The 19982-nt window shown below is 70.5% G+C and carries 18 protein-coding genes; 14 read left to right on the top strand and 4 right to left on the bottom strand.

What is annotated here, in order from left to right; all coding sequences use genetic code 11:
- Positions 1-4 precede the first annotated feature (4 nt).
- The 4 genes from ABZ893_RS01205 to ABZ893_RS01190 all read left to right on the top strand — a co-directional run bounded on the left by ABZ893_RS01205 (position 5) and on the right by ABZ893_RS01190 (position 3984).
- Positions 5-1567, top strand: a complete 1563-nt coding sequence (locus ABZ893_RS01205) for an ATP-binding protein (protein WP_361394795.1) — start codon at positions 5-7, stop codon at positions 1565-1567.
- A gap of 73 nt (positions 1568-1640) precedes the next feature.
- Positions 1641-2807: an acyl-CoA dehydrogenase family protein gene (locus ABZ893_RS01200; protein ID WP_361394792.1), complete on the top strand. Its 1167-nt coding sequence runs from the start codon at positions 1641-1643 to the stop codon at positions 2805-2807.
- A 44-nt stretch (positions 2808-2851) separates the two neighbouring features.
- On the top strand, positions 2852-3214 hold the full coding sequence (locus tag ABZ893_RS01195) for a hypothetical protein (RefSeq protein ID WP_361394789.1): 363 nt from the start codon (positions 2852-2854) through the stop codon (positions 3212-3214).
- On the top strand, positions 3211-3984 hold the full coding sequence (locus ABZ893_RS01190) for an SDR family NAD(P)-dependent oxidoreductase (RefSeq protein ID WP_361394786.1): 774 nt from the start codon (positions 3211-3213) through the stop codon (positions 3982-3984). The genes ABZ893_RS01195 and ABZ893_RS01190 overlap by 4 nt, the downstream gene beginning before the upstream one ends.
- Positions 3985-4054: 70 nt before the next feature.
- On the opposite strand, the gene ABZ893_RS01185 is transcribed toward ABZ893_RS01190, so the two are convergent.
- Positions 4055-5512: an aldehyde dehydrogenase gene (locus ABZ893_RS01185; protein WP_361394783.1), complete on the bottom strand. Its 1458-nt coding sequence runs from the start codon at positions 5510-5512 to the stop codon at positions 4055-4057.
- A gap of 322 nt (positions 5513-5834) precedes the next feature.
- Here ABZ893_RS01185 and ABZ893_RS01180 point away from each other — a divergent pair, with 322 nt between their 5' ends.
- From ABZ893_RS01180 to ABZ893_RS01160, 5 genes are all read left to right on the top strand, one after another.
- Positions 5835-7775 (top strand): primary-amine oxidase, encoded by a 1941-nt coding sequence (locus tag ABZ893_RS01180; protein WP_361394781.1) that lies wholly within the window; start codon positions 5835-5837, stop codon positions 7773-7775.
- A 103-nt stretch (positions 7776-7878) separates the two neighbouring features.
- Positions 7879-8379 carry a hypothetical protein gene (locus ABZ893_RS01175; RefSeq protein ID WP_361394778.1) on the top strand — a complete coding sequence of 167 codons (501 nt, stop codon included), beginning with the start codon at positions 7879-7881 and terminating at the stop codon, positions 8377-8379.
- Between the two features lie 30 nt (positions 8380-8409).
- The gene (locus ABZ893_RS01170) at positions 8410-9009 is read left to right on the top strand and encodes a TetR/AcrR family transcriptional regulator (RefSeq protein WP_361394775.1); all 600 of its coding nucleotides are present in this window, start codon (positions 8410-8412) and stop codon (positions 9007-9009) included.
- A gap of 217 nt (positions 9010-9226) precedes the next feature.
- Positions 9227-9706 carry a protease inhibitor I42 family protein gene (locus ABZ893_RS01165; protein ID WP_361394772.1) on the top strand — a complete coding sequence of 160 codons (480 nt, stop codon included), beginning with the start codon at positions 9227-9229 and terminating at the stop codon, positions 9704-9706.
- A 26-nt stretch (positions 9707-9732) separates the two neighbouring features.
- Positions 9733-10143 carry a hypothetical protein gene (locus tag ABZ893_RS01160; RefSeq protein WP_361394769.1) on the top strand — a complete coding sequence of 137 codons (411 nt, stop codon included), beginning with the start codon at positions 9733-9735 and terminating at the stop codon, positions 10141-10143.
- Between the two features lie 55 nt (positions 10144-10198).
- Here the strand turns inward: ABZ893_RS01160 and ABZ893_RS01155 are convergent, their stop codons facing one another.
- Complete coding sequence (locus ABZ893_RS01155; RefSeq protein ID WP_361394766.1) at positions 10199-11767, bottom strand: hypothetical protein; 1569 nt, start codon at positions 11765-11767, stop codon at positions 10199-10201.
- Positions 11768-11924: 157 nt separating this feature from the next.
- Between ABZ893_RS01155 and ABZ893_RS01150 the strand changes: the two genes are divergently transcribed.
- Both ABZ893_RS01150 and ABZ893_RS01145 read left to right on the top strand, forming a co-directional pair.
- Entirely contained in the window at positions 11925-12884 is a 960-nt protein-coding gene (locus tag ABZ893_RS01150) for a DUF1648 domain-containing protein (RefSeq protein ID WP_361394764.1), read from the top strand.
- The gene (locus tag ABZ893_RS01145; protein ID WP_361394761.1) at positions 12878-13231 is read left to right on the top strand and encodes a GntR family transcriptional regulator; all 354 of its coding nucleotides are present in this window, start codon (positions 12878-12880) and stop codon (positions 13229-13231) included. Before ABZ893_RS01150 ends, ABZ893_RS01145 begins: the two co-directional genes overlap by 7 nt.
- Positions 13232-13390: 159 nt before the next feature.
- On the opposite strand, the gene ABZ893_RS01140 is transcribed toward ABZ893_RS01145, so the two are convergent.
- Both ABZ893_RS01140 and ABZ893_RS01135 read right to left on the bottom strand, forming a co-directional pair.
- Complete coding sequence (locus ABZ893_RS01140) at positions 13391-14500, bottom strand: 12-oxophytodienoate reductase (protein WP_361396038.1); 1110 nt, start codon at positions 14498-14500, stop codon at positions 13391-13393.
- A gap of 41 nt (positions 14501-14541) precedes the next feature.
- On the bottom strand, positions 14542-15075 hold the full coding sequence (locus ABZ893_RS01135; RefSeq protein ID WP_361394758.1) for a nuclear transport factor 2 family protein: 534 nt from the start codon (positions 15073-15075) through the stop codon (positions 14542-14544).
- Positions 15076-15336: 261 nt separating this feature from the next.
- Here ABZ893_RS01135 and ABZ893_RS01130 point away from each other — a divergent pair, with 261 nt between their 5' ends.
- The 3 genes from ABZ893_RS01130 to ABZ893_RS01120 all read left to right on the top strand — a co-directional run bounded on the left by ABZ893_RS01130 (position 15337) and on the right by ABZ893_RS01120 (position 19977).
- Positions 15337-16452, top strand: coding sequence for a protein kinase (locus tag ABZ893_RS01130; protein ID WP_361394755.1), 1116 nt, complete (start codon positions 15337-15339; stop codon positions 16450-16452).
- A 594-nt stretch (positions 16453-17046) separates the two neighbouring features.
- On the top strand, positions 17047-18459 hold the full coding sequence (locus ABZ893_RS01125) for a family 2B encapsulin nanocompartment shell protein (RefSeq protein ID WP_361394753.1): 1413 nt from the start codon (positions 17047-17049) through the stop codon (positions 18457-18459).
- A 126-nt stretch (positions 18460-18585) separates the two neighbouring features.
- Positions 18586-19977, top strand: coding sequence for a family 2 encapsulin nanocompartment cargo protein terpene cyclase (locus ABZ893_RS01120; RefSeq protein ID WP_361394750.1), 1392 nt, complete (start codon positions 18586-18588; stop codon positions 19975-19977).
- The last annotated feature ends 5 nt before the right edge of the window (positions 19978-19982 follow it).

Here is a 19982-nt window from a genome sequence, read left to right as displayed (position 1 = left end):
CCGTATGACCCGTACTGCCGAACCCGCCGCGTGCGCCGCGCCCATGGCCGACTTCGAGGCGTCCGACCTGGCCCTGCTCTTCGCCGCGCTCGAACACTGCGTCCTGGTGCACGACGCCCGGACCAAGGAGATCCTCTGGGCCAACCCGGCCGCCTGCTCCGCCCTCGGCTTCACGCTCGACGAGCTGCGGCCGCTGAAGGCGAACGACATGAGTTCGCACGCCCGGCCCTACGACCGCGCCATCGGAGTCGCCTGGCTCCAGCGGGCCGTCGACGAGGGACGGAGCGTCGTCGAGTGGTGTTACCGGTCCAAAGCCGGCGTGGACATCCTGAGCGAGGCCCGTGCCGTGCGCGTGGACCTCGCCCGCGGCCCGGTCGTCATGGTCCAGTTCCGTGACATAGCCGAGGAGAAGGCCACCCGTCTCGACCTGTGCCGCACCGAGGGACGGCTCCAGGCGTTCCTCCGCAACCTCGACGAGGGCATCGTCGTCCTCGACGACGACGGGGGCGTGCTGTTCGCGGGCGAGTCGGCGGGCACCCTGCTCGGCCGGGACCCCGAGGCGCTCGTCGGCACCGACTTCGCCGCGTTCCTGGCCCCCGACTCCGCCACCGTGCTGCGCGAAGCCCTGTCCACCGCGACCCGCGGCGGCCAACCCACCGACGCCCGCTACCGGTTGGTCGTGCCCGACGGCACGGGCGGACCCGACCGGTGGTTCGCCGCCCGCTGCCGCCACATCGACATCGAGAACGACCTCAAGGGCCTGCTGCTCCTCTTCCACGACATCACCGCCACGGTGCGCGCCGAGGAGGAGCACCGGCGCGACGGGCAGTACCTCAACCACCTGGCCCGCTACAACGCCATGGGCGACATGGCCATGGCCATCGCGCACGAGGTCAGCCAGCCGATCGCGGCCGCCCACAACTTCGTCGCCGGGGTACGCGGCCGCCTCGACGGCGACCCGGCCCCCGAACACCTCAAGTGGGGCCTGGAGCACGCCACCCGCCAACTCGACCGCGCCGCCCTGATCCTGCGGAGCCTGCGCGAGTACGTCGTCCGCCTGGAGGAGTCGAAACAACTCGCCGACCTCAACGACATCGTGGCCGACTGCGCCTACTTCGTGGACGTGCGGGCCCAGCAGCACTCCGTCGAGCTGCGCTGGGAGCGCACGGACGAGGACCTGCCCGTGAGTTGCGAGAAGGTCCTGATCGGCCAGGTCGTGATGAACCTGGCCTTCAACGCCATCGAGGAGATGGCCCGTTGGCCCGCCGGACAGCGGACAGTGGTGGTGACGACGCGCCGCCGCGACGGCCACGCCGAGGTCGAGGTACGGGACACCGGTCAGGGGCTGCCCGGCGCGCAGCTCGGCCGGATCTTCGACGGCGCCTTCAGTTCCAAGGGCAACGGCCACGGCATCGGACTCGCGCTGAGCCACCGGATCATCACCCGCCACGACGGCGAGATCGAAGCCGGTGACAACGCGCCCCGAGGAGCCGTGTTCCGCTTCCGCCTGCCGCTGCGCCCTAAGGAAAACCCCTACACGGGACATCGGATCCCCAATTGTCGCTGAACGGCGCCCCGCATAGTTTTCAGGGGTGAGGCGATATCAGATCATCGCCCGGCCGTCGCCAGAGGACATATTCATGACGCATACGCTGGATACATCCCCGCAGCTCGGTGCCGTGCAGGAAAGCCCAGGTCAAGGACAGTTCGAGCGCGTTCTGGACCTGGTGGCGGAGCGGCGGCAGGAATTCGAGGAGAAGCAGCACGTCCCCCGCGACATGATCGCCGAATTCAAGAAGGCCGGCATCTATCGGGCCAGTGCACCCACGCGGTTCGGCGGGAATTCGCTGCCGCCGGCCGAGTTCCTGAGGCTCATCGAGCGGATCTCCGTGGTGGACGGCTCGGCCGGCTGGGTCGCCAGCTTCGGCTCGTCCCTGATCTACCTCGCGGCACTGCCCCTGGACACCCAGGCGGAGCTGTACGCGGACGGCCCCGACGTCGCCTTCGCCGGCGGCCTGTTCCCCGTCCAGCCGGCCGAGCGGGTCAGCGGCGGTCTCAAGGTGTCCGGGCGCTGGAAGTTCGCCAGCGGCTGCAAGGGCGCGGACGTCCTCGGCGTGGGCATCAAGGCCGGCGAGGACCGGGCGGGCCGCCCGCTCACCGCGCTGCTGCGGCCCGAGCAGGTCGAGATCGTCGAGAACTGGGACGTCATCGGTATGCGGGGGACCGGCAGCCACGACCTCGCGGTCGACGGTGTCGTCGTACCGGAGGAGTGGACGTTCGTCCGCGGCGGTGAGCCCACTGTCGACGAGCCCCTGTACCGCTACCCGGCCGTCCCCTACGCCGCGCAGGTGCTGGCGGTCGTCGGCCTCGGCGTGGCCCGCGCGGCCCTGGACCAGGTCATCGACGAGGGCGGACGGGCCAGTTACACCGGAGGACCCGTCGCCGCCGAGCGCGCCTCGTACCGCATCTCGGTGGGGCAGGCCGAGGCCCAACTGCGGTCCGTACGCGCCTTCTTCTACGACATCACGGAGGAGGTGTGGGAGACCGTGCGACGGGGCGACGCGGCCACCCCGCAGCAGGCCAGCCTCCTGCGGCTCGCCTCCGCCCACCTCGCCAGGACGTCCTTCGAGGTCGTCCGGTCCGCCTACCAGCTCGCCGGCATCCGGGCCATCGCCGACGGCAGCCCCATGCAGCGGTACCTGCGGGACGCCTCCGTGGTGCCGCAGCACGCCTTCCTCCAGGAGGGCATGTACGACGGCGCCGGCTCCGTCCTGATGGGCACCCAGCCGTTCCCCGGCTACATCTGATCCGGCCCGTCCCTCTCCCGTACCTCTTCGAAAGGCAGACAGACATGTCCAGCTCGACCGACGCGCCCCTGCGGGTGCTGTTCTGCATCGGCGTCAACCAGAACTTCTTCGACCTTCCGACGGGGCAGCACAAGACCGTCTGGGACGGCACCGTGAACATGCTCAAGCAGCTGCACGAGCTGCCCGGGGTCGACGTCATCGGCACGATCGACGACGACCAGCACATGGTCGGCCCGTCCGACGGCTGGCCCTGGACCTGCTACGTCCTCGCCGACTGCGCCGACCAGGCGACGGTCGCAGCGGCGTGCAACCTCTTCCGCACCGTGCAGGTCGGCGAGTACGGCCTGTGGCGCTATATGAAGATCGAGGCCCGCGTCGGCCGCCCCCTCCCGGACGTGACCCGGTGAGCCCCGAGGCACCTGAGGAGAACCGGGACGAGAGCCGCGTCGCTCTGGTCACCGGTGCGGCAGGCGGCCTCGGAGGCTGCATCGCCGCACGGCTGTACGCCAACGGCTACCGGGTCGCCCTGACCGACCTGGACGCCGAGACCGCCACCAAGGCGGCCGCCGAACTCGACCCGACCGGGGAGAACGCCGTCGGCCTGGCCCTCGACGTACGCGACAAGGCCGCCTTCGCCCGCGCGCGCGACGAACTCGTCGCGCGGTGGGGTGTCGTGCACGTCCTGGTGAACAACGCCGGACACTCCAAGATCGAGTCCCTGATGGACATCACCCCGGAGAGCTTCTCCGCGGTGGTCGACACCAACCTCAACGGCCCGTTCTACGGCTGCCAGGTCTTCGGCGGGTACTTCGCCGAGCGCGGCTACGGGCGCATCGTCAACATCGCCTCGCTCGCCGGGCAGAACGGCGGCACGGCGACGGGCGCGCACTACGCGGCGGCCAAGGGCGGTGTCGCCACGCTGACCAAGGTGTTCGCCCGTGACCTGGGCCCGCGGGGAGTGACCGTCAACGCGATCTCCCCGGGCCCGCAGGACCTTCCGGTGGTCCGGCAGACCGTCGACCCGGAGAAGCTGGCGCAGACCGAGGCCATGATTCCGGTCGGCCGCCTCGGACGCCCCGAGTTCATCGCCGACATGGTCGTCCTGCTCTCCTCGGACCACGCGGACACCGTCACCGGCGCGTGCTGGGACGCCAACGGCGGCCTGTACATGCGCTGACGGCCCGTCACGACGCGAAAGGGGCTCCGACCATCACGGGATGGCCGGAGCCCCTTCGTGTGTGAGGACGTCAGCGGTACAGCGACTGCGTCTGCAGGTAGGCCTGCATCCCCTCGGGGCCGAGCTCACGGCCGAGGCCGCTGGCCTTGAACCCGCCGAAGGGTGCCGCCGGGTCGGGCAGGTAGCGGTTCACGCCGATCGTGCCCGTCTGCACCCGGCGCGCGACGGCCGCGCCACGCTCCGGGTCCGCCGTCCACACCGTGCCGCCGAGACCGAAGTCGGAGTCGTTGGCGATCCTGACGGCATCGTCCACGTCCTCGTACGGCACCACGCACAGCACAGGGCCGAAGATCTCCTCCTGGGCGAGGACGGAGCGGTTGTCGACGTCGGCGAAGACCGTGGGCTCCACGAAGAAGCCGCGCTCCAGCCCTGCCGGCCGCCCGCCGCCGGTGGTCAGCCGGGCGCCCTCGGCGAGCCCCTTCGCGATGTAGCCCTCCACCCGGTCCCGTTGCTGCGCGCTGACCAGCGGGCCGACAAGGGTCCGCTCGTCCAGCGCGTCGCCGACGGGCAGGGAGCGGGCGAGTGCCGTGACGAGGTCCACGACCTCGGCGTAGCGGCTGCGGGGCGCCAGGATGCGGGTGCTGAGGAAGCACGTCTGGCCGTTGTTGGTGAGCGTCGCCCGGACCAGTTCCTCGCCGATCTCCGCCGGGTCCAGGACGGCGTCGTCGAGCACGATGCCGGCCGACTTCCCGCCCAGCTCCAGCGTCACCGGCCGCAGCAGCCGCCCGCACACCTCGGCGATGGCCCGGCCGGCCGGGGTCGAACCGGTGAAGGCGACCTTGTCCACTCCGGGGTGGGACACCAGATGGGCGCCCGCCTCCCGGCCGCCGGGCACGATGTTGAGCACACCCGCCGGTACGCCCGCGGCCTCCGCCGCCTCGGCCACCAGGAACGAGTCGAGCACCGCCTCGGGCGAGGGCTTGAGGACCACGGTGCAGCCGGTGGCCATCGCAGGGGCGATCTTGAACGTCGCCAGGACCTGCGGGTAGTTCCACGGCACGATGGCCCCGACGACGCCCACCGGCACCTTGCGGACCTCCACCGAACCCCCGAGCAGCCCGTCGCGGGTCTCGCTGAACTCCGTGGTGCGGGCGAGGCCGGCGTAGTAGCGAAGTACCGCTCCGGGGTAACCCACCTCCAGCTGCCGGGCGATGGCGATCGGCATTCCGTTCTGGCTGCTGACGGCGGTCGCGATGGCCTCCGCCCGCGCGTCGAGTTCCGCGGCGAACCGCTCCATCACCTCGGCCCGGCGCGCGGGCTCCCAACTCGCCCAGCCGCCAGGGGAGTCGAACGCGGCACGCGCCGCAGCGACCGCGGCGTCGACGTCCTCCTCCATCGCCTCCGGCACGGAGCCGAGCGGCTCCTCGGTGCTCGGGTTGACCGGGGTGATGAGGCGCCCGGTCGCGGGCCGCACCCACTGGCCGCCGATGTAGAGGTGCTCGTGGTGACGGCTCATCAACGTGCTCATCGACGTTCTCCTTGCGATCCGCTACCCGTACCGAACGGGACGGGACGAGGAGACCTTGACCCGGCCGGAGGCCCGCGGAGCGCCGTTGGGTGCACGGACAGTCACCAGGAAATGCACGAGACCCGCCGTCCCGCGCGGGGCGTGCACGCGATGGCGGACGGCCGTGCACGCGTTGCCCTGTGGGCCCCGCCCCGCAGCCTCTACGTTTCCGTTCCAGCGAGCCGCCGCGTGTGCCCCACCGGACGCCGCGTGCCGGACGGCCGTGCACACGCACGCCGACGATTTTCTACGGTTGTAGAGCAAAAGATCCCCTGGAGCAGCCATGACCGAGCGACACGACCCGCTGGCCCCCGTCACGGCCGAGGAGATCCAGGCAGCGCGGGACACCCTGAGGTCCGCCGGCCTGGTCGCCGAGACCACCCGCTTCGCCTACCTGGGCCTGGAGGAACCGGCCAAGGAGGAACTGTTCGACGAGGACACGGCAGGCCCGGCCGAACGCCGGGTGCGCGTCCAGCTCCAGGACACCGCCGGAGCGCCCGCCCACGACGTCGTGGTCTCCCTGACCCGGAACGCCGTGATCTCCGATCGCGTCCTCGACCCCGTCGTCGACGGTCAACTCCCCGTACTCGACGAGGAGTTCGGCCTCGTGGAGCAGATCCTCGCGGCGGACGAACGCTGGATCTCCGCGCTCAAGGAGCGTGGCCTGGACGTCGACCGAGTCCGCGTGGCCCCGCTCTCCGCCGGTGTCTACGCCGACGAGTACCCACTGGAGAGCGGCCGCCGCATCCTGCGCGGCCTGGCCTTCGTACAGGACCACGACACCGACCACGCCTGGGCGCACCCCATCGACGGCCTCGTCGGCTACGTCGACGTCATCGACCGCACCGTGGACCGGGTCATCGACCTGGGCCCCGTGCCGATCCCCACCGGCTCGGGCAACTTCGACGACCCCGCGGTCACCGGCCCGCACCGCACCACCCAGCGCCCCATCGAGATCACCCAGCCGGAAGGACCGAGCTTCACCCTCGACGGCAACCGCCTCGAGTGGGAGAACTGGTCGCTCGGCATCGGCTTCGACGCCCGCGAGGGCCTGGTCCTGCACCAGATCGCGTTCGACGACCGCGACACCGGGCGCAAGCGTCCGATCATCCACCGGGCCTCGATCGCCGAGATGGTCGTCCCGTACTCCGACCCCTCACCGGTCCGGTCCTGGCAGAACTACTTCGACACCGGCGAGTACCTCGTCGGCCGCTACGCCAACGCCCTGGAACTGGGCTGTGACTGCGTCGGCGACATCACCTACCTCGACGCCGTCATCGCCGACGACTTCGGCAACCCCAAGACCCTGCGCAACGCGGTCTGCCTGCACGAGGAGGACTTCGGCATCCTCTGGAAGCACACCGACCTGTGGACCGGCTCCGCCGAGACCCGCCGCCAGCGCCGCATGGTCATCTCCTTCTTCACCACCATCGGCAACTACGACTACGGCTTCTACTGGTACCTGTACCTCGACGGCACCATCGAGTTCGAGGCCAAGGCCACCGGCGTCGTCTTCACCGCCGCGTACACCGGGGACGACCGGTTCCGCTCCGAGATCGCACCCGGCCTGGGCGCCCCCTTCCACCAGCACCTGTTCTGCGCCCGCCTCGACATGGCGATCGACGGCCTGACCAACCGGGTCGAAGAGGTCGACGCCGTACGGGTCCCGATGGGGCCCGAGAACCCGCGCGGCAACGCCTTCACCCTGCGCCGCGCCCCGCTGACCACCGAGTCCGGGGCCCAGCGCGAGGCCGACAACTCGGTGGACCGCACCTGGCACATCACCAACCCCGAGTCCCTGAACCACCTGGGCCGGCCGGTCGGTTACGCGCTCTTCCCCGAGGGCAAGCCGACGCTGCTCGCCGACCCCGCGTCCTCCGCCGCCGCCCGCGCCGCCTTCGCCACCAAGCACCTGTGGGTCACGCGCTCCCACCCGGACGAGCGCTACCCGGCCGGCGACTTCGTCAACCAGCACCCGGGCGGCGCGGGTCTCCCGGCGTACACCGCGGCCGACCGCGACATCGACGGGCAGCCCCTCGTCGTGTGGCACACCTTCGGCCTCACCCACGCCCCGCGCCCGGAGGACTGGCCGATCATGCCGGTCGACCACACCGGCTTCACGCTCAAGCCCTTCGGCTTCTTCGACCGCAACCCCACGCTCGACGTCCCGCCGAACGCCGGCGGCCACGGGGCCTGCGGTACGGGTGGCGGCTGCCATGAGTGAGCGCCGGTTCGCACGGGGCGTCGATGCGTGGCGGGGGTGCCGGGCCGCACTGGGCGTCGATGCCCGGCGAGAATGCCGGTCCGCGCGGCACGAGGGCTGACCCGTGTACGACGTGCTGTGGCTGACCGGTCTGACCGGCTCGGCCCTGTGCCTGGCGGCGCACGTACGCACCTCGGTCCGCAGCTGGCTGCCGAGTGCCGTCGCCCTCGGGGCGATGGCACTCATGGCACCGGGCGCCTCGCACCGGGAAGTGTTCCTCGCCTGCCTGGCATCCCTGGCCGCGCTGACCGGCACACTCGTCGTGCGCTGCCCGCAGCGCCCCGGGCGAAGGGCCGATCTGCTGATGATGAGTGTGCTGACGGCGGCGATGCTGCGGGCGCACGGCGGACACAGCCACCACTCGGGCTCGCCCTACTGGTACACGGCGGGACTCGCGGTGTTCTTCGTGACCTGCCGGCTGGTGCTGAGAGCGGGCGCCCTGCTCGTCCGACAGTTGAGGAACACGCCGAGTCCGCGTGGCGCGCGATCATCCGTCCCGAAGCGCCTGCTCGACGAGACGGGCGGGGTGCTCATGATGGTCGGCATGGCCTGTATGCCGATGTGAGGCCGATGTGACAGGAGAACGAGGAGAGCCATGCCCAAGATCGTCGACCACGCGGAACGGCGCCGGCAGATCGTGGCGAGCGTATGGAGCCTCATCGGCCGCCGAGGCCTCGACGCCGTCACCATGCGCGACCTCGCGGCGGAGGCGGGCTACGCCAACGGCGCCCTCGCGCCGTACTTCCGCAACAAGGACGAGATCCTCCAGGCGGCGTTCCAGTACGCCTTCGACAGCACCAACGACAGGGCGGAGGAAGCGATCGGCGACGCGGGAGGTCTGACCGCGCTGCGCCGGCTGTGCCGGGAGATCATGCCGCTCGACGAGAACCGCATGGTGGAGGCCCGCGTCGTGGTCGCCTTCTGGGACCGTGCCCTGTACGACGAGCACATGGCCACGGTGTTCCGATCCGCGATCGCCCAGTGGCGTGAGCGGATGAAGGTACATCTCCTCCAGGCGCGGGCGACCGGCGAGATCACCACGGACGCTCTGGACGACGTCGTGATCGACTCCCTGCTGACCACCCTGATCGGCTTCCAGACCCGTGCCCTGCTCGCCCCGGGCCTGCCGGCACAGCGTCAAGAGGCAGTGCTGGACGCCCTGTTGACTGCTTTCGGCGGCCCGTCGGACAAGTGATGTGGAGGAGTGGTGCACGGCCGAGAACGGGTCATTCTCCGTATGAACAGCGCGTGTTAACCTGCCCGAAGTCATGATCGATTGCGTACGGGGGAGGCGCGATGGGCTTTGACGGCCACCAGGTCACAGCAGGCCTGACCAGCCAGGCCCGAGGCATCCACCGGTGAACTCCCCAACGCGTACAGCGTCTGTCTTCCGCGGTAGCAGGGGCGGTGCCGTGATCGCGGCGGCCACGCTCCTCGCTCTCGCCACCGGCTGCGGCACCGGCGAACCGGCCGGTGGCTCCAAGACCACAGCGAACCGTCCGACGAGCCACCCGGTGAAGGACACCAGCATCACCGCCGAGCCGGGCGAGCGCTTCACGCTCACCGTCGACCAGAACGCCTCCACCCGCGAGTACTGGTACCTCGTCGCCCCCGAGCCCGACAGCTCGGTGCTCGCCAGCCGGGGCCGGGAGCACGCGTCGGACTCCGGCGGCGAGTCGGCGCCCGGCGCCGGCGGCCGGCTCACCTTCACCTTCGAGGCCAAGAGAAAGGGCACCACCCGGTTCACGCTGCTGCACTGCACCTTCACCACCTGCCAGGGCAACACCTCCACCTGGCCCCCGGAGACGACCGGCCCCTCCGCCACCCCGACGGGAGCGGCCACCCCCTCCAAGGCCCCCGAGCGCATCACCTACACCGTCACCGTCAGCTGAGCGAAACGAGACCCCCGAGGCCCGCCATGAACGATGCCCCGTACTCGCCGGACCGCACGGACGACGAGCTGGCCCGGCTCGACATCACCGTTCTCCTGCGTTACGGCCTCACCGCCGAGCCCGGCAGCCGGCGCACCGCCCTGTTCGGCGACGGCGCCGTGGGCGCGGCCGTCATCCTCGACCGCCTCGGCACCGAACCGCGCTCGGTCGCCTTCCTCGCCGACACGGTGCGCGCGGGCGGCCTCGCCTTCGCCGCGGAACTGCCCGAACCCCTGCCGCGCCGGGAGGCGGCCGACCTCGTACGGGAGTGGCTGACGGCCGGCACCGAACTCAAGGGCGGTCTCGCCGCCGACGACAACGCGGCCACCTGGCTGCGCGCCGTCGCGACCATCATCGAACTGAAGCAGCGGAACCGGGCGCGGGACGGGAACGCGTGAGCCGGTCCGACTCGTAACCCCTCGAACTCCGGTCGGCCGCCGGCCTGTTGTGCGGCTACGGCGTCCTGATCAGCCGCCCCTCCACCGTGCCGATCACCAGGTCCCCGTCCGGGGCGGCGCTCAGGCACGTGGGCGTGTAGACGTGTCCGCCGAGGGCGAGCTCCGTGCGCCGGACGATCGCACCGTCCGCCGCGTCGAGCGTGAGCAGGGCGCGGGCCCCACCGGCGAGCACGGCATGGACGTGCGCGCCGTGGACGTCGAGCCCGGTGATCGGCTCGCCCAGGCGGTGCGCCCAGATCACGGCACCGTCCGGGTAGGCGCGGCGTACGAGGTGGGTGCCGTCGCGTGCGGTGCAGGTGTGGACGAGTCCCGGCCCCGCGGCGTCGTCCACGTACACGGCCGGGCCGCCGCGCAGGCAGGGGCCGAGCGCGTCGCGCCAGGCGAACGGGAACAGCCGCTCGATCCCGTCGGGGCCCGCCCGCACGACCCACTTCTCCCGCAGTTCCGTCCGCACGTCCTTGCCACCTGCGCCTTGGAGGAACAGCAGTTGGGGCGAGCGACGCACCGGGAAGTCGTACGAGCTGTCGCTCTCTCCCAGCGGCAGCGTCGCCAACTGCCGCCCGGTGGGCGTGAGAACGACACCGGGATACGGCGGCCAGAGCGGACCGGGAAACAGCTCCCTGGAATCCCTGGCCGCCCAGGCGCCGTCGGTACGGGACGCGAGGGCGACCGGGAAGTCGAGGCCGATCTCGGCCAGTTGAGCGCCGTCGGCCAATGCGAACCGGCAGAGCCGGGTCCGGAGGTTCTCGCTGGTGCCGACTCGGACGGTGATCCAGACGCTCTCCTGGTCCGGGGTCACGTACAGACGGCAGCCGCTGCGGTGGAAGGTGTCCTCGGGCTCCGGGACGGACCACTGGAGCGTGCCGTCCGGTGACCAGCACTCCAGCAGGGTGTCGCTCCGGCGCGCCACGAGGGTCCGGCCGTCGCGCAGCGCCTCGGCGACCACCACGGCGGGGCGCCGGGTCCAGGAGCGACCGCGTTCGGCGGCGAGGCCGGCGAGGTACTCCCGCGGGTCCGTGACGGTCGGCTTCGGGCGGGCGTGCCAGTCGATCTCCACGGGCTCCTGCGGCCAGGAGACACGCGCCGCGAGTACGTCGGCGGTGACCGCGCGCCAGTCGTCGTGCGCGGCGACGGTCCGGGTGTACGTGACGTGGCCCAGGTCCTCGAAGTCGATCACGGGACGCGCGAACGTCACCTCCATGCGGCGTTCGTCCAGCCAGCGCAGGTCGGCGACCCCGGCCCCTGCCACGGTGACGTCCGTGCGGCGCCGGGTCTCCGGCTCGTACAGGTGCAGCCCGCCGCGCAGCTCGAACTCGTCGCCGTCCTCCGTGCCGACGGCGAGCACGGGAAGGGCGGGGTGGAAGGCGCTCGCCTCCAGGCCCTGCGGGAACGGGAGTTCGTCCCACAGGGAGAGGTCGCTCGTGCGGTAGACGGCGATTCGGCCGCGCCCCCCGGTGTGGCCGCCCGGGGCGCAGCCGACCGCGAGCCAGCGGCCGTCCGCGCTCACGCGGACCGTGAGCGGGTGGCCGGTCTCGGGGAACGGGTCGTCGGGGATGAGGCGCATCGCCGGAGCGTATCGGCCGTCCCCGGCCGACCCCAGCCGACCCCGGGTGGGCTGGCGTGGGCTGAGGTGGGCTGGCGTGGGCTGGGGGTGGGCATGTTCACGCCGACAAAGTTGTTCTACTATGACGCTAACAATGCGAGCACATTCGGAGGTCCCCATGCCGCACTCACGCGCTCTGCGCGTCGCCGTCAGCGCCGCCCCGTTCATCGCGGCCGCCGGTGTCGTCGGCGGCGTCTACGCCTCCGTCCGGAGCGCGCTGCCGGATCCCATGGCCACGCACTTCCCCGGCAGCGGCGCGCCCGACGGCTTCTCGTCCGCCGGGAGTTTTCTGGTCGTCGCGCTCATCGTGATCCTCGGGACCGGCGCGGTCTGCGCGGGCGCGGTGGGGATCCAGCGGGCCACCGCCGCACGCTGGGGCGGGGTCATCGCCTGGGGCACGGCCGGACTGCTCGGTTCGGTGCTGACGTCGTCGCTGCTGGTCAACGCGCATGTCGCAAACGCGCACGACGTCAGACTGCCGTGGTGGCACCTGCTGGCCGGCTGCGGGGTGGCCGTCGTGACGGGCGCCCTCGGGTGGCTGCTCACGCGCGGCTGGCCGGACGGGCCCGTCGGGGACTCGCCCGAGCGGCCGACGCTCCCGCTCGACGCGGGCGAGAACGCCGTATGGGTGCACCGGGCCGTGTCCTGGCCGCTCACCGTGGTGTCGGTGGCCATGCTGCTCTGCGGCACCGTGGCCGTCGTAACCGCCGGGTGGTGGGGCCTGGTGCTCGTCGGTACCGGGCTCCTGATGCTGTGCTTCACCCGGGTCCAGGTGCTGGCCGGGGCCGAGGGCGTCGTGGTGTCGACCGGCACGCTGCGCTGGCCGCGCGTCCGCATCCCGCTGGAACGGATCGAGAGCGCGGAGCTGCGGCACATCAGCGCGATCGGCGACTTCGGCGGCTGGGGCTACCGCATCCGGCCCGGCGCGTCCGGCGTCGTCCTGCGGTCCGGCGAGGCGCTCGTCGTCCGGCGCGACAACGGCAAGGACTTCGTGGTCACGGTGGACGACGCGGCGACGGCCGCGGCGCTGCTCAACTCCCTTGTCGCACGCGCGGGAGGGCGGAAGACGGCATGCTGATCCGCGTGGACCCGGGGTCGTCGACACCGCTCGGCGACCAGATCGCCGCGCAGGTGCGCCGCGCGATCGCCGAAGGGGACGTGGCACCGGGCGACCGCCTGCCCTCGGCCCGAGCCCTCGCGGACTCCCTCGGCGTCAACCTCCATACGGTGCTGCGTGGTTACCAGCAACTACGCGACGACGGGGTCATCGAACTGCGCCGGGGGCGGGGTGCGGTGGTACTCGACGGCGCGACGACGGCGGCACGAGCCCGGCTCGCCGAAAAGGTCAGACTGCTCGTCACGGAGGGCCGAGCGCTCGGCTTGACGGACGACGAGATCGTGGGGCTCGTACGGGGAGGGCTCTGACGCGGTTGCCTGGCGGCCTGAGGCCGCAGCGTCTGTGCGGTTGGAGTGCATGGGCACAGGCCTCCGCGATCACGGAGTTACGACGCTCCGCGATCAATGGAGGTCTGTGCCCGCCTGGCTGTTACGGCCGCTACAAGGGTCCCGGCGCCCCACCGGCCTTCAGTGCAGCCGTAGTTGGTGGAGTTGCTTGTCGAACTCGGGGAGGGGCGACGCGTCGCGCAGGCGGCGCGTGAGTGACGGGTCCGCGAGGTGCAGGCGGCCGACCCCGGCGAGGTCGAATTCGCTTCTCCCCAGTAGGCGGAGCAGCTCCGGGATGTTGTCGAGAGCGCCGGCCTGGCCCTGGCTCAGGCTTTCCTGCAACGTCGTGCCGAGGCCGACGCTTCCGACCGCCATCGTCACCGCGCCCGTGAGGTGTTTCGCCCAGCCCGCCAACGACCGGGTCGAGCCCTCGAAGGCAGGCGCGTCGAACCTGCGGACGCTGGCGTCGAGAACGTCTACGCCGGCATCGACCAGCGCGTTGAGAATGACCGCCAGCTCATCTGGGGTGTCCGCGATGCGGGCCGCGTAGTCCTGCTGCTTGTGCTGGGAGAAGCGGAAGAAGATGGGGACTTCGGGCCCCACCGTGGCCCGGATCGCATCGATCACCGCGGCCGGGAAACGGGTCCTGCCCGAGACGTCGCCACCCCAGTGATCGTCACGCGTGTTGGTGGCCGCCCACAGGAACGAGTCGAGCAGGTAGCCGTGGCCGCCGTGGAGGGCGATGCCGTCGAACCCGACCTCCATCGCGTGACGGGCGGAGCGTGCGAAGGCGGCGATGACCGCTTCGATGTCATCGTCCGTCATCGCCGCCGTGGGGCGCGAGGCCCGCTCGACGTAGTCACTCGGGTAGTACGTGTGCCCCGGACCTCCCCACAGGCCGGAAGGGCGCATGGGCGCGATCGACGGGTCGACCTCGGCCATGGCTCCCCACAAGGGGCCGACATGCCACAGCTGGGGGATGATCTTCCCGCCCGCCGCGTGGACGCCGGCGACAACGTCTCGCCACCCCTCCAGAGCCTCCGCTCCGTGCAGGCGGGGAACGTCGGGGCTGTCCACGGCCGATGGGTGATCGATGGCCACGCCTTCGGTGATGATCAGCCCGGTGCCGCCCTCGGCCCGCCGCCGGTAGTACGCGGCGACGTCTGCTCCGGGAACGCCGCCCGGGGAGTGCTCCCGGGTCATGGGGGACATGACGACCCTGTTGGGCACGGTCAGAGACCGGATCGTCAAAGGTGCGAACAGTGCGTCCAGCGACGACTGCGTACCGGCGCTCAAAGCTGCTTCTTCAGGAAGTCGAAGAACCCGGGAGTGAGGTCCTCACGGAGGCGGCTGAGCCGGCGATAGCTGATCAGCCAACTGCCGTCGACCTTGCGGTACTCCTCGTGATAGTGGCCGTACCCGTGCAGGTGCTCCTCATGGTCGCCGTTCGTCCACCACAGCTTGTCCTCCATCGCCCAGATTCCCCGCGCGGTGGTGTCGGAGGTCAGCTCGATGATCGGTGTGTGGGCGTGATGGACCGAAGTGATGCGGGTGGAACCGTCCAGCATGTTGCGGATCGCCTTGGCGAGATGGTCTTTCCCGACGATGCGGTTGCGCTCGCCGTCCGTCTCGGGCTGCTTGTCCGAGGGCAGACCACCCCAGGTCTCGCTCACGACATCGTCGGTGTGGAGCGTCGGATAGACATCCCACTCCTTGGTGTCCATGCACCGAAGCCGCTCCGAGAAGACCGCCTTGATCTCTTCGATCGCAAGAAGTTTCTCGGCAGCACTCAAGGTGACCGACGCGCCAGACGCAATCTGCGGCAAGGGACTCCTCCTCAGGCTCACCAAGCAAATGCTTGGTAGGGGTGTTCGGCCATGCTGGCACCACGCCCCCCGAGGGTCAAGGACGGATACGACAGTCGAGAAGCGGCGCGAGAACGACGACACTTCGGCGCCGCACCATGCCCCGCCTCGGTTGTGGAGATGTGCGGCGTAGACCATTTCCTGAGGCGGTTGCATCCCTACAATCCCTTGGAGAGTGGCACTCGCCAATACGGGGCGACGGGTGACGGGTGGGTGATGCTGGTGATCGAGACGAGGCCGGGCAGGGTGATCGGCGGACGGTACCGGCTCGACGAGGCGCTTGCCCGCGGCGGCTTCGGCGTCGTGTGGAAAGCCCGTGATCTCCAGCTGGAGCTGGGCGTCGCCGTCAAAGAGGTGTATCTGCCGCCCGCCACATCACCGCAGGAGCATTCGGCCCGGCTGGTCAGGGCGCGCAGGGAGGCGCGCAACGCAGCCGCCCTGCGCGACCGGCCGCATATCGTCGCCGTGCACGACATGATCACTGAGGACGACCGGCCCTGGATGGTGATGCGTCTCGTCGACGGTCACTCCCTCGAACAACACCTCGCCACCCGGGGCGCGTTGTCGGTCCAGCAGGCCGTGCACGCCGCCCGGTGCCTGCTCCGCGCCCTCGCCGCCGCGCACGAAGCCGGGATCGTCCACCGCGACGTCAAACCGGCGAACGTCATGATGACCGAGGACGGCGACTATCTGCTCACCGACTTCGGCATCGCCGTCCACGCCGCTGACACCTCGCTGACCGACACCGGGGCGGTCATCGGCTCACTGGAGTACATGGCACCCGAACGTTTCGATGGGCAGGACCTACCCGTCGGAGACCTGTTCTCTCTGGGGGCAACGCTCTATCAGGCGACTGAGGGTGTCTCGCCGTTCCGCAGAGCCAACGCCAACGCGACGCTGTCGGCTCTGCTCGGAGACCCGCCGCCGGCACCCCGTGACGCGGGGCCGCTCGCTCCCCTGATCACTGTGCTCCTGGACAAGGACCCGCGACGCCGTCCCACGATCGCCGAAGCGCTCCGCCTGCTCGACACGCCTCCGAAGCAGACCGAGGTCATCGCCGACCGGGAGACGGTGGTCCAGCAGAAGTCCTCCGCTCCACAGGCCACCGAAGCCGCCCGCGCCCGAGCGGCGGAGAAGGACGTCGACCTCGACCAGCTCAAGGGGAGCGGCAAGGACGGACGTATCACCGTCCAGGACGTCTACGCGGCCGAGGGGCGGAGAGCGCAAGAAGAGCGAGAAGCGCGAGAGCGGGAGAGTGATAAGGGCGGTTCGGCAACACGCTGGCTCATCGTCCTTGGCATCGTCGCCGTCATCATTGCCGCGCTGACCCAGCGCTGAGCGTTGCCCGGTAAACGATTTGTGAAATGAAGCCGCGTCGCCGGGCCTGACCTCTCACACGGCGTCGAGCGCCGCCCTTGCCCTTTGCGCAGCGGCCACCGACCGTCGGTGAGGCGCGCTTCTTACGCTTCGGTTCCCTATACCGAACCCTCCTCTCAGCCGTGGCCTCGCCCCGACTGAGTCCTGGCGCGTTTTCGACGCCGTGAGGCGAAGTGCCGGCCGCGGCACCGGCGGACAGTGGCGGGCGCCCCTGCCGACCAGACCACCCAAGTCAGACTGAAAATAGGACGCTTCCACACCCTCGGCTGGCCTCCCCGCTCGCCCGAAGCCGATCGGCCGGCGCCTGGGACACGTTTGCCGAAGCAAGGCCGAATCCCGCTGTTACCCAGGTAAACATCGCAGAAGCGATGATCAACAAATCGAGTTAATGCCCCCGGCTTTCCCTCGTCCACCAGGCGGAACGGCCCTTAGCGTCGACGTGGACCTGGACGGATGTCCATTCGCACAGCCCCCTTCTCCACTCCCTCCTGCCCGCCTGTCCGATGACGCCCGAAGACGTGCCATCACCGCCCTGAACAAGGAGAGCTCGCCCCGATGACTGTTGACTCGAGCCCGGAAGTACAGCCGGAGTCACCTCAGCAATCCAGCCTCGGCACGGCGGCGGCGCGCAACCTCGCCACCACCACCAAGTCCGCCCCGCAGATGCAGGAGATCACCTCTCGCTGGCTGCTGCGGATGCTCCCCTGGGTGGAGACCAAGGGCGGCGTCTACCGGGTGAACCGTCGTCTGACGTACACCGTCGGCGACGGGCGCGTGGACTTCATCCAGGACGGCGGCAACGTCAGGGTGATCCCCCGCGAGCTCGGTGAACTGGCCATGCTGCGCGGCTTCGACGACGTAGAGGTCCTGACCGCACTCGCCGAACGCTGCGTCCAGCGCGACTTCCGGGCCGGCGAGACACTCGTGGAGCGCGGCGGGAGCGCCGACAAGCTCCACCTCATCGCCCACGGCCGCATCAACCAGACCACCGTCGGCGAGTACGGCGACGAGGTCCGCCTGGACGTACTGGCCGATGGTGACCGGTTCGGGGACCACGCTCTGCTGGACGGAAGCGGCCCCTGGGAGCACACCGCCACCGCCGAGACGTCGGGCACCCTGCTCACCCTGTCGCGCGCCGACTTCGAGGCGGTGCTCGCCACGGCTCCGGCCCTGCGGGACCACATCGCCCAGTTCACCTCGCTTCCCCAGCAGCGGCAGAACCACCGCGGCGAAGCGGAGATCGCGATGTCGGCCGGCCACACCGGCGAGCACGAGCTGCCCGGCGCGTTCGTCGACTACGAACTCAATCCGCGCGAGTACGAACTCTCGGTCGCCCAGACCATTCTGCGGATCCACACCAGGGTCGCCGACCTCTACAACGAGCCGATGAACCAGACCAAGGAGCAACTCAGGCTCACCATCGAGGCGTTGCGCGAGCGCCAGGAGCACGAGCTGATCAACAACAAGGAGTTCGGCCTGCTCCACAACGCCGACTTCAAGCAGCGCATCCAGACGCACTCGGGCCCGCCCACCCCGGACGACCTGGACGAGCTGCTCTGCCGCCGTCGCGGGTCGAAGTTCTTCCTCGCGCACCCGAAGACCATCGCGGCGATCGGGCGTGGGTTCAACGCCCGCGGGCTCTACCCGGACCACGTCGACCTCGGCGGTCAGCAGGTCCCGGCCTGGCGCGGGGTTCCGATCCTTCCGTGCAACAAGATCCCCATCACGAAGGAAAAGACCAGCTCGATCCTCTGTATGCGTACCGGCGAGGAGAACCAGGGCGTCATCGGTCTTCACCAGACGGGTCTGCCGGACGAGTACGAGCCGGGTCTGTCGGTCCGCTTCATGAACATCAACGAGCAGGCCATCACGTCCTACCTCGTCAGCACCTACTACTCCGCCGCCATCCTCGTGCCGGACGCGGTCGGCGTGCTGGAGAACGTGCAGATCGCGCACTGGCCCAGGTAGCGGGCCCGGCCCGCACGGCCGGTGCGGCCGGCCCGGACCACTCGGGCCGGCCGCACCCGCCGGAAGGGCTGACATACATGCCGGAAGGGCCCCGGGACAGCCGCCCACCCCACGAAGGAGCCATCGATGCCCGCGCCTGAGACGACACCTCCGCAGTCGAGCCTGCCGGCGGCCGCTGCCCACTCCACGGCGCACTTCCTCGCTGAAGCCGCTGCTCGAGCCCGCGACATCAAGACCGTCACCGGCGAGCCGACCGGCGCACCGGCCGTGCCCGTACCGCCTGCGGTTTCCGTGCCCGCACCGCCTCCGGCTTCCGTTCCGGTAGCGCCTGCGGTTTCGGTTCCGGCGCCGCCCAAGGTTTCGGTTCCGGCACCGCGACCCGCCGATGCCCCCACAGCCGGGGTGCCGACCGTGCCGGCACCGGTCCGAGACCTGGAGCGGGTCCTGCGCGGCCCCAGCGGCCTGGGCACGGCGGGCCTGAGCCTGGCCTCGCGCCCGCAGATTCCGACGGACCCTCAGCCGACGGCACCCGCGGCGGAAGGTATGCCTATCCCGGGCCTCTACTACCACCCGGTGGCCGAGCCCGACCCGGTGCGGGTCGAAGAGGTCAGCCGCAGGATCAAGTCCTGGGCGCTGGACGAGGTCTCCCTGTTCCCCGAGGAGTGGGAGGACCAGTTCGACGGCTTCTCCGTGGGCCGTTACATGGCCGTCTGCCACCCGGACGCACCCACCATCGACCACCTGATGATCGCCACCCGCCTGATGGTGGCCGAGAACGCGGTGGACGACTGCTACTGCGAGGACCACGGGGGCTCGCCCGACGGCCTCGGCGAACGCCTGCTCCTGGCGCACACCGCACTCGACCCCGTGTACACGACGGAGGAATACCAGGCGCCCTGGGCGAAGTCGCTCCACGCGGACGCGCCCCGGCGCGCCTACCGCTCCGCCATGGCCTACTTCAACCAGGCGGCGAGCCCCTCCCAGACCGACCGGTACCGGCACGACATGGCCCGGCTCCACCTGGGGTATCTCGCCGAAGCGGCCTGGTCCCAGATGGACCACGTACCCGAGGTGTGGGAGTACCTGGCGATGCGCCAGTTCAACAACTTCCGCCCCTGCCCGACCATCACCGACACCGTCGGCGGCTACGAACTGCAGGCCGACCTGCACGCCCAGCCCGCCATGCAGAAGGTCATCGCGCTCGCGGGAAACGCGACGACCATCGTGAACGACCTGTACTCGTACACCAAGGAACTCGACGCTCCCGGACGGCACTTGAACCTGCCGGTCGTGATCGCCGAACGAGAAGGCCTGTCCGAGAGGGACGCCTATCTGAAGTCGGTCGAGGTCCACAACGACCTCATGCGCGACTTCGAGAGCAACGCCGCGGCCCTGGCCGCCGATTGCCCCGTCCCGACCGTGCACCGCTTCCTGCGAGGCGTGGCCGCCTGGGTCGACGGAAACCACCACTGGCACCAGACCAACACCTATCGCTACAGCCTGCCTGACTTCTGGTAGGAAGA

This window comes from Streptomyces sp. NPDC046821, from assembly GCF_040645335.1.
Lineage (GTDB): Bacteria > Actinomycetota > Actinomycetes > Streptomycetales > Streptomycetaceae > Streptomyces.
The sequence above is the reverse complement of the archived record's forward strand: the minus strand, read 5'-3'. Positions and strand labels throughout refer to the sequence as shown.

Coding starts and splice junctions, on each gene's coding strand:
- ABZ893_RS01150 (WP_361394764.1), top strand. CDS start 11,925: ATGCCGCACTCACGCGCTCTGCGCGTCGCCGTCAGCGCCGCCCCGTTC.
- ABZ893_RS01195 (WP_361394789.1), top strand. CDS start 2,852: ATGTCCAGCTCGACCGACGCGCCCCTGCGGGTGCTGTTCTGCATCGGC.
- ABZ893_RS01120 (WP_361394750.1), top strand. CDS start 18,586: ATGCCCGCGCCTGAGACGACACCTCCGCAGTCGAGCCTGCCGGCGGCC.
- ABZ893_RS01155 (WP_361394766.1), bottom strand. CDS start 11,767: ATGCGCCTCATCCCCGACGACCCGTTCCCCGAGACCGGCCACCCGCTC.
- ABZ893_RS01145 (WP_361394761.1), top strand. CDS start 12,878: ATGCTGATCCGCGTGGACCCGGGGTCGTCGACACCGCTCGGCGACCAG.
- ABZ893_RS01200 (WP_361394792.1), top strand. CDS start 1,641: ATGACGCATACGCTGGATACATCCCCGCAGCTCGGTGCCGTGCAGGAA.
- ABZ893_RS01170 (WP_361394775.1), top strand. CDS start 8,410: ATGCCCAAGATCGTCGACCACGCGGAACGGCGCCGGCAGATCGTGGCG.
- ABZ893_RS01160 (WP_361394769.1), top strand. CDS start 9,733: ATGAACGATGCCCCGTACTCGCCGGACCGCACGGACGACGAGCTGGCC.
- ABZ893_RS01185 (WP_361394783.1), bottom strand. CDS start 5,512: ATGAGCACGTTGATGAGCCGTCACCACGAGCACCTCTACATCGGCGGC.
- ABZ893_RS01205 (WP_361394795.1), top strand. CDS start 5: ATGACCCGTACTGCCGAACCCGCCGCGTGCGCCGCGCCCATGGCCGAC.
- ABZ893_RS01125 (WP_361394753.1), top strand. CDS start 17,047: ATGACTGTTGACTCGAGCCCGGAAGTACAGCCGGAGTCACCTCAGCAA.
- ABZ893_RS01180 (WP_361394781.1), top strand. CDS start 5,835: ATGACCGAGCGACACGACCCGCTGGCCCCCGTCACGGCCGAGGAGATC.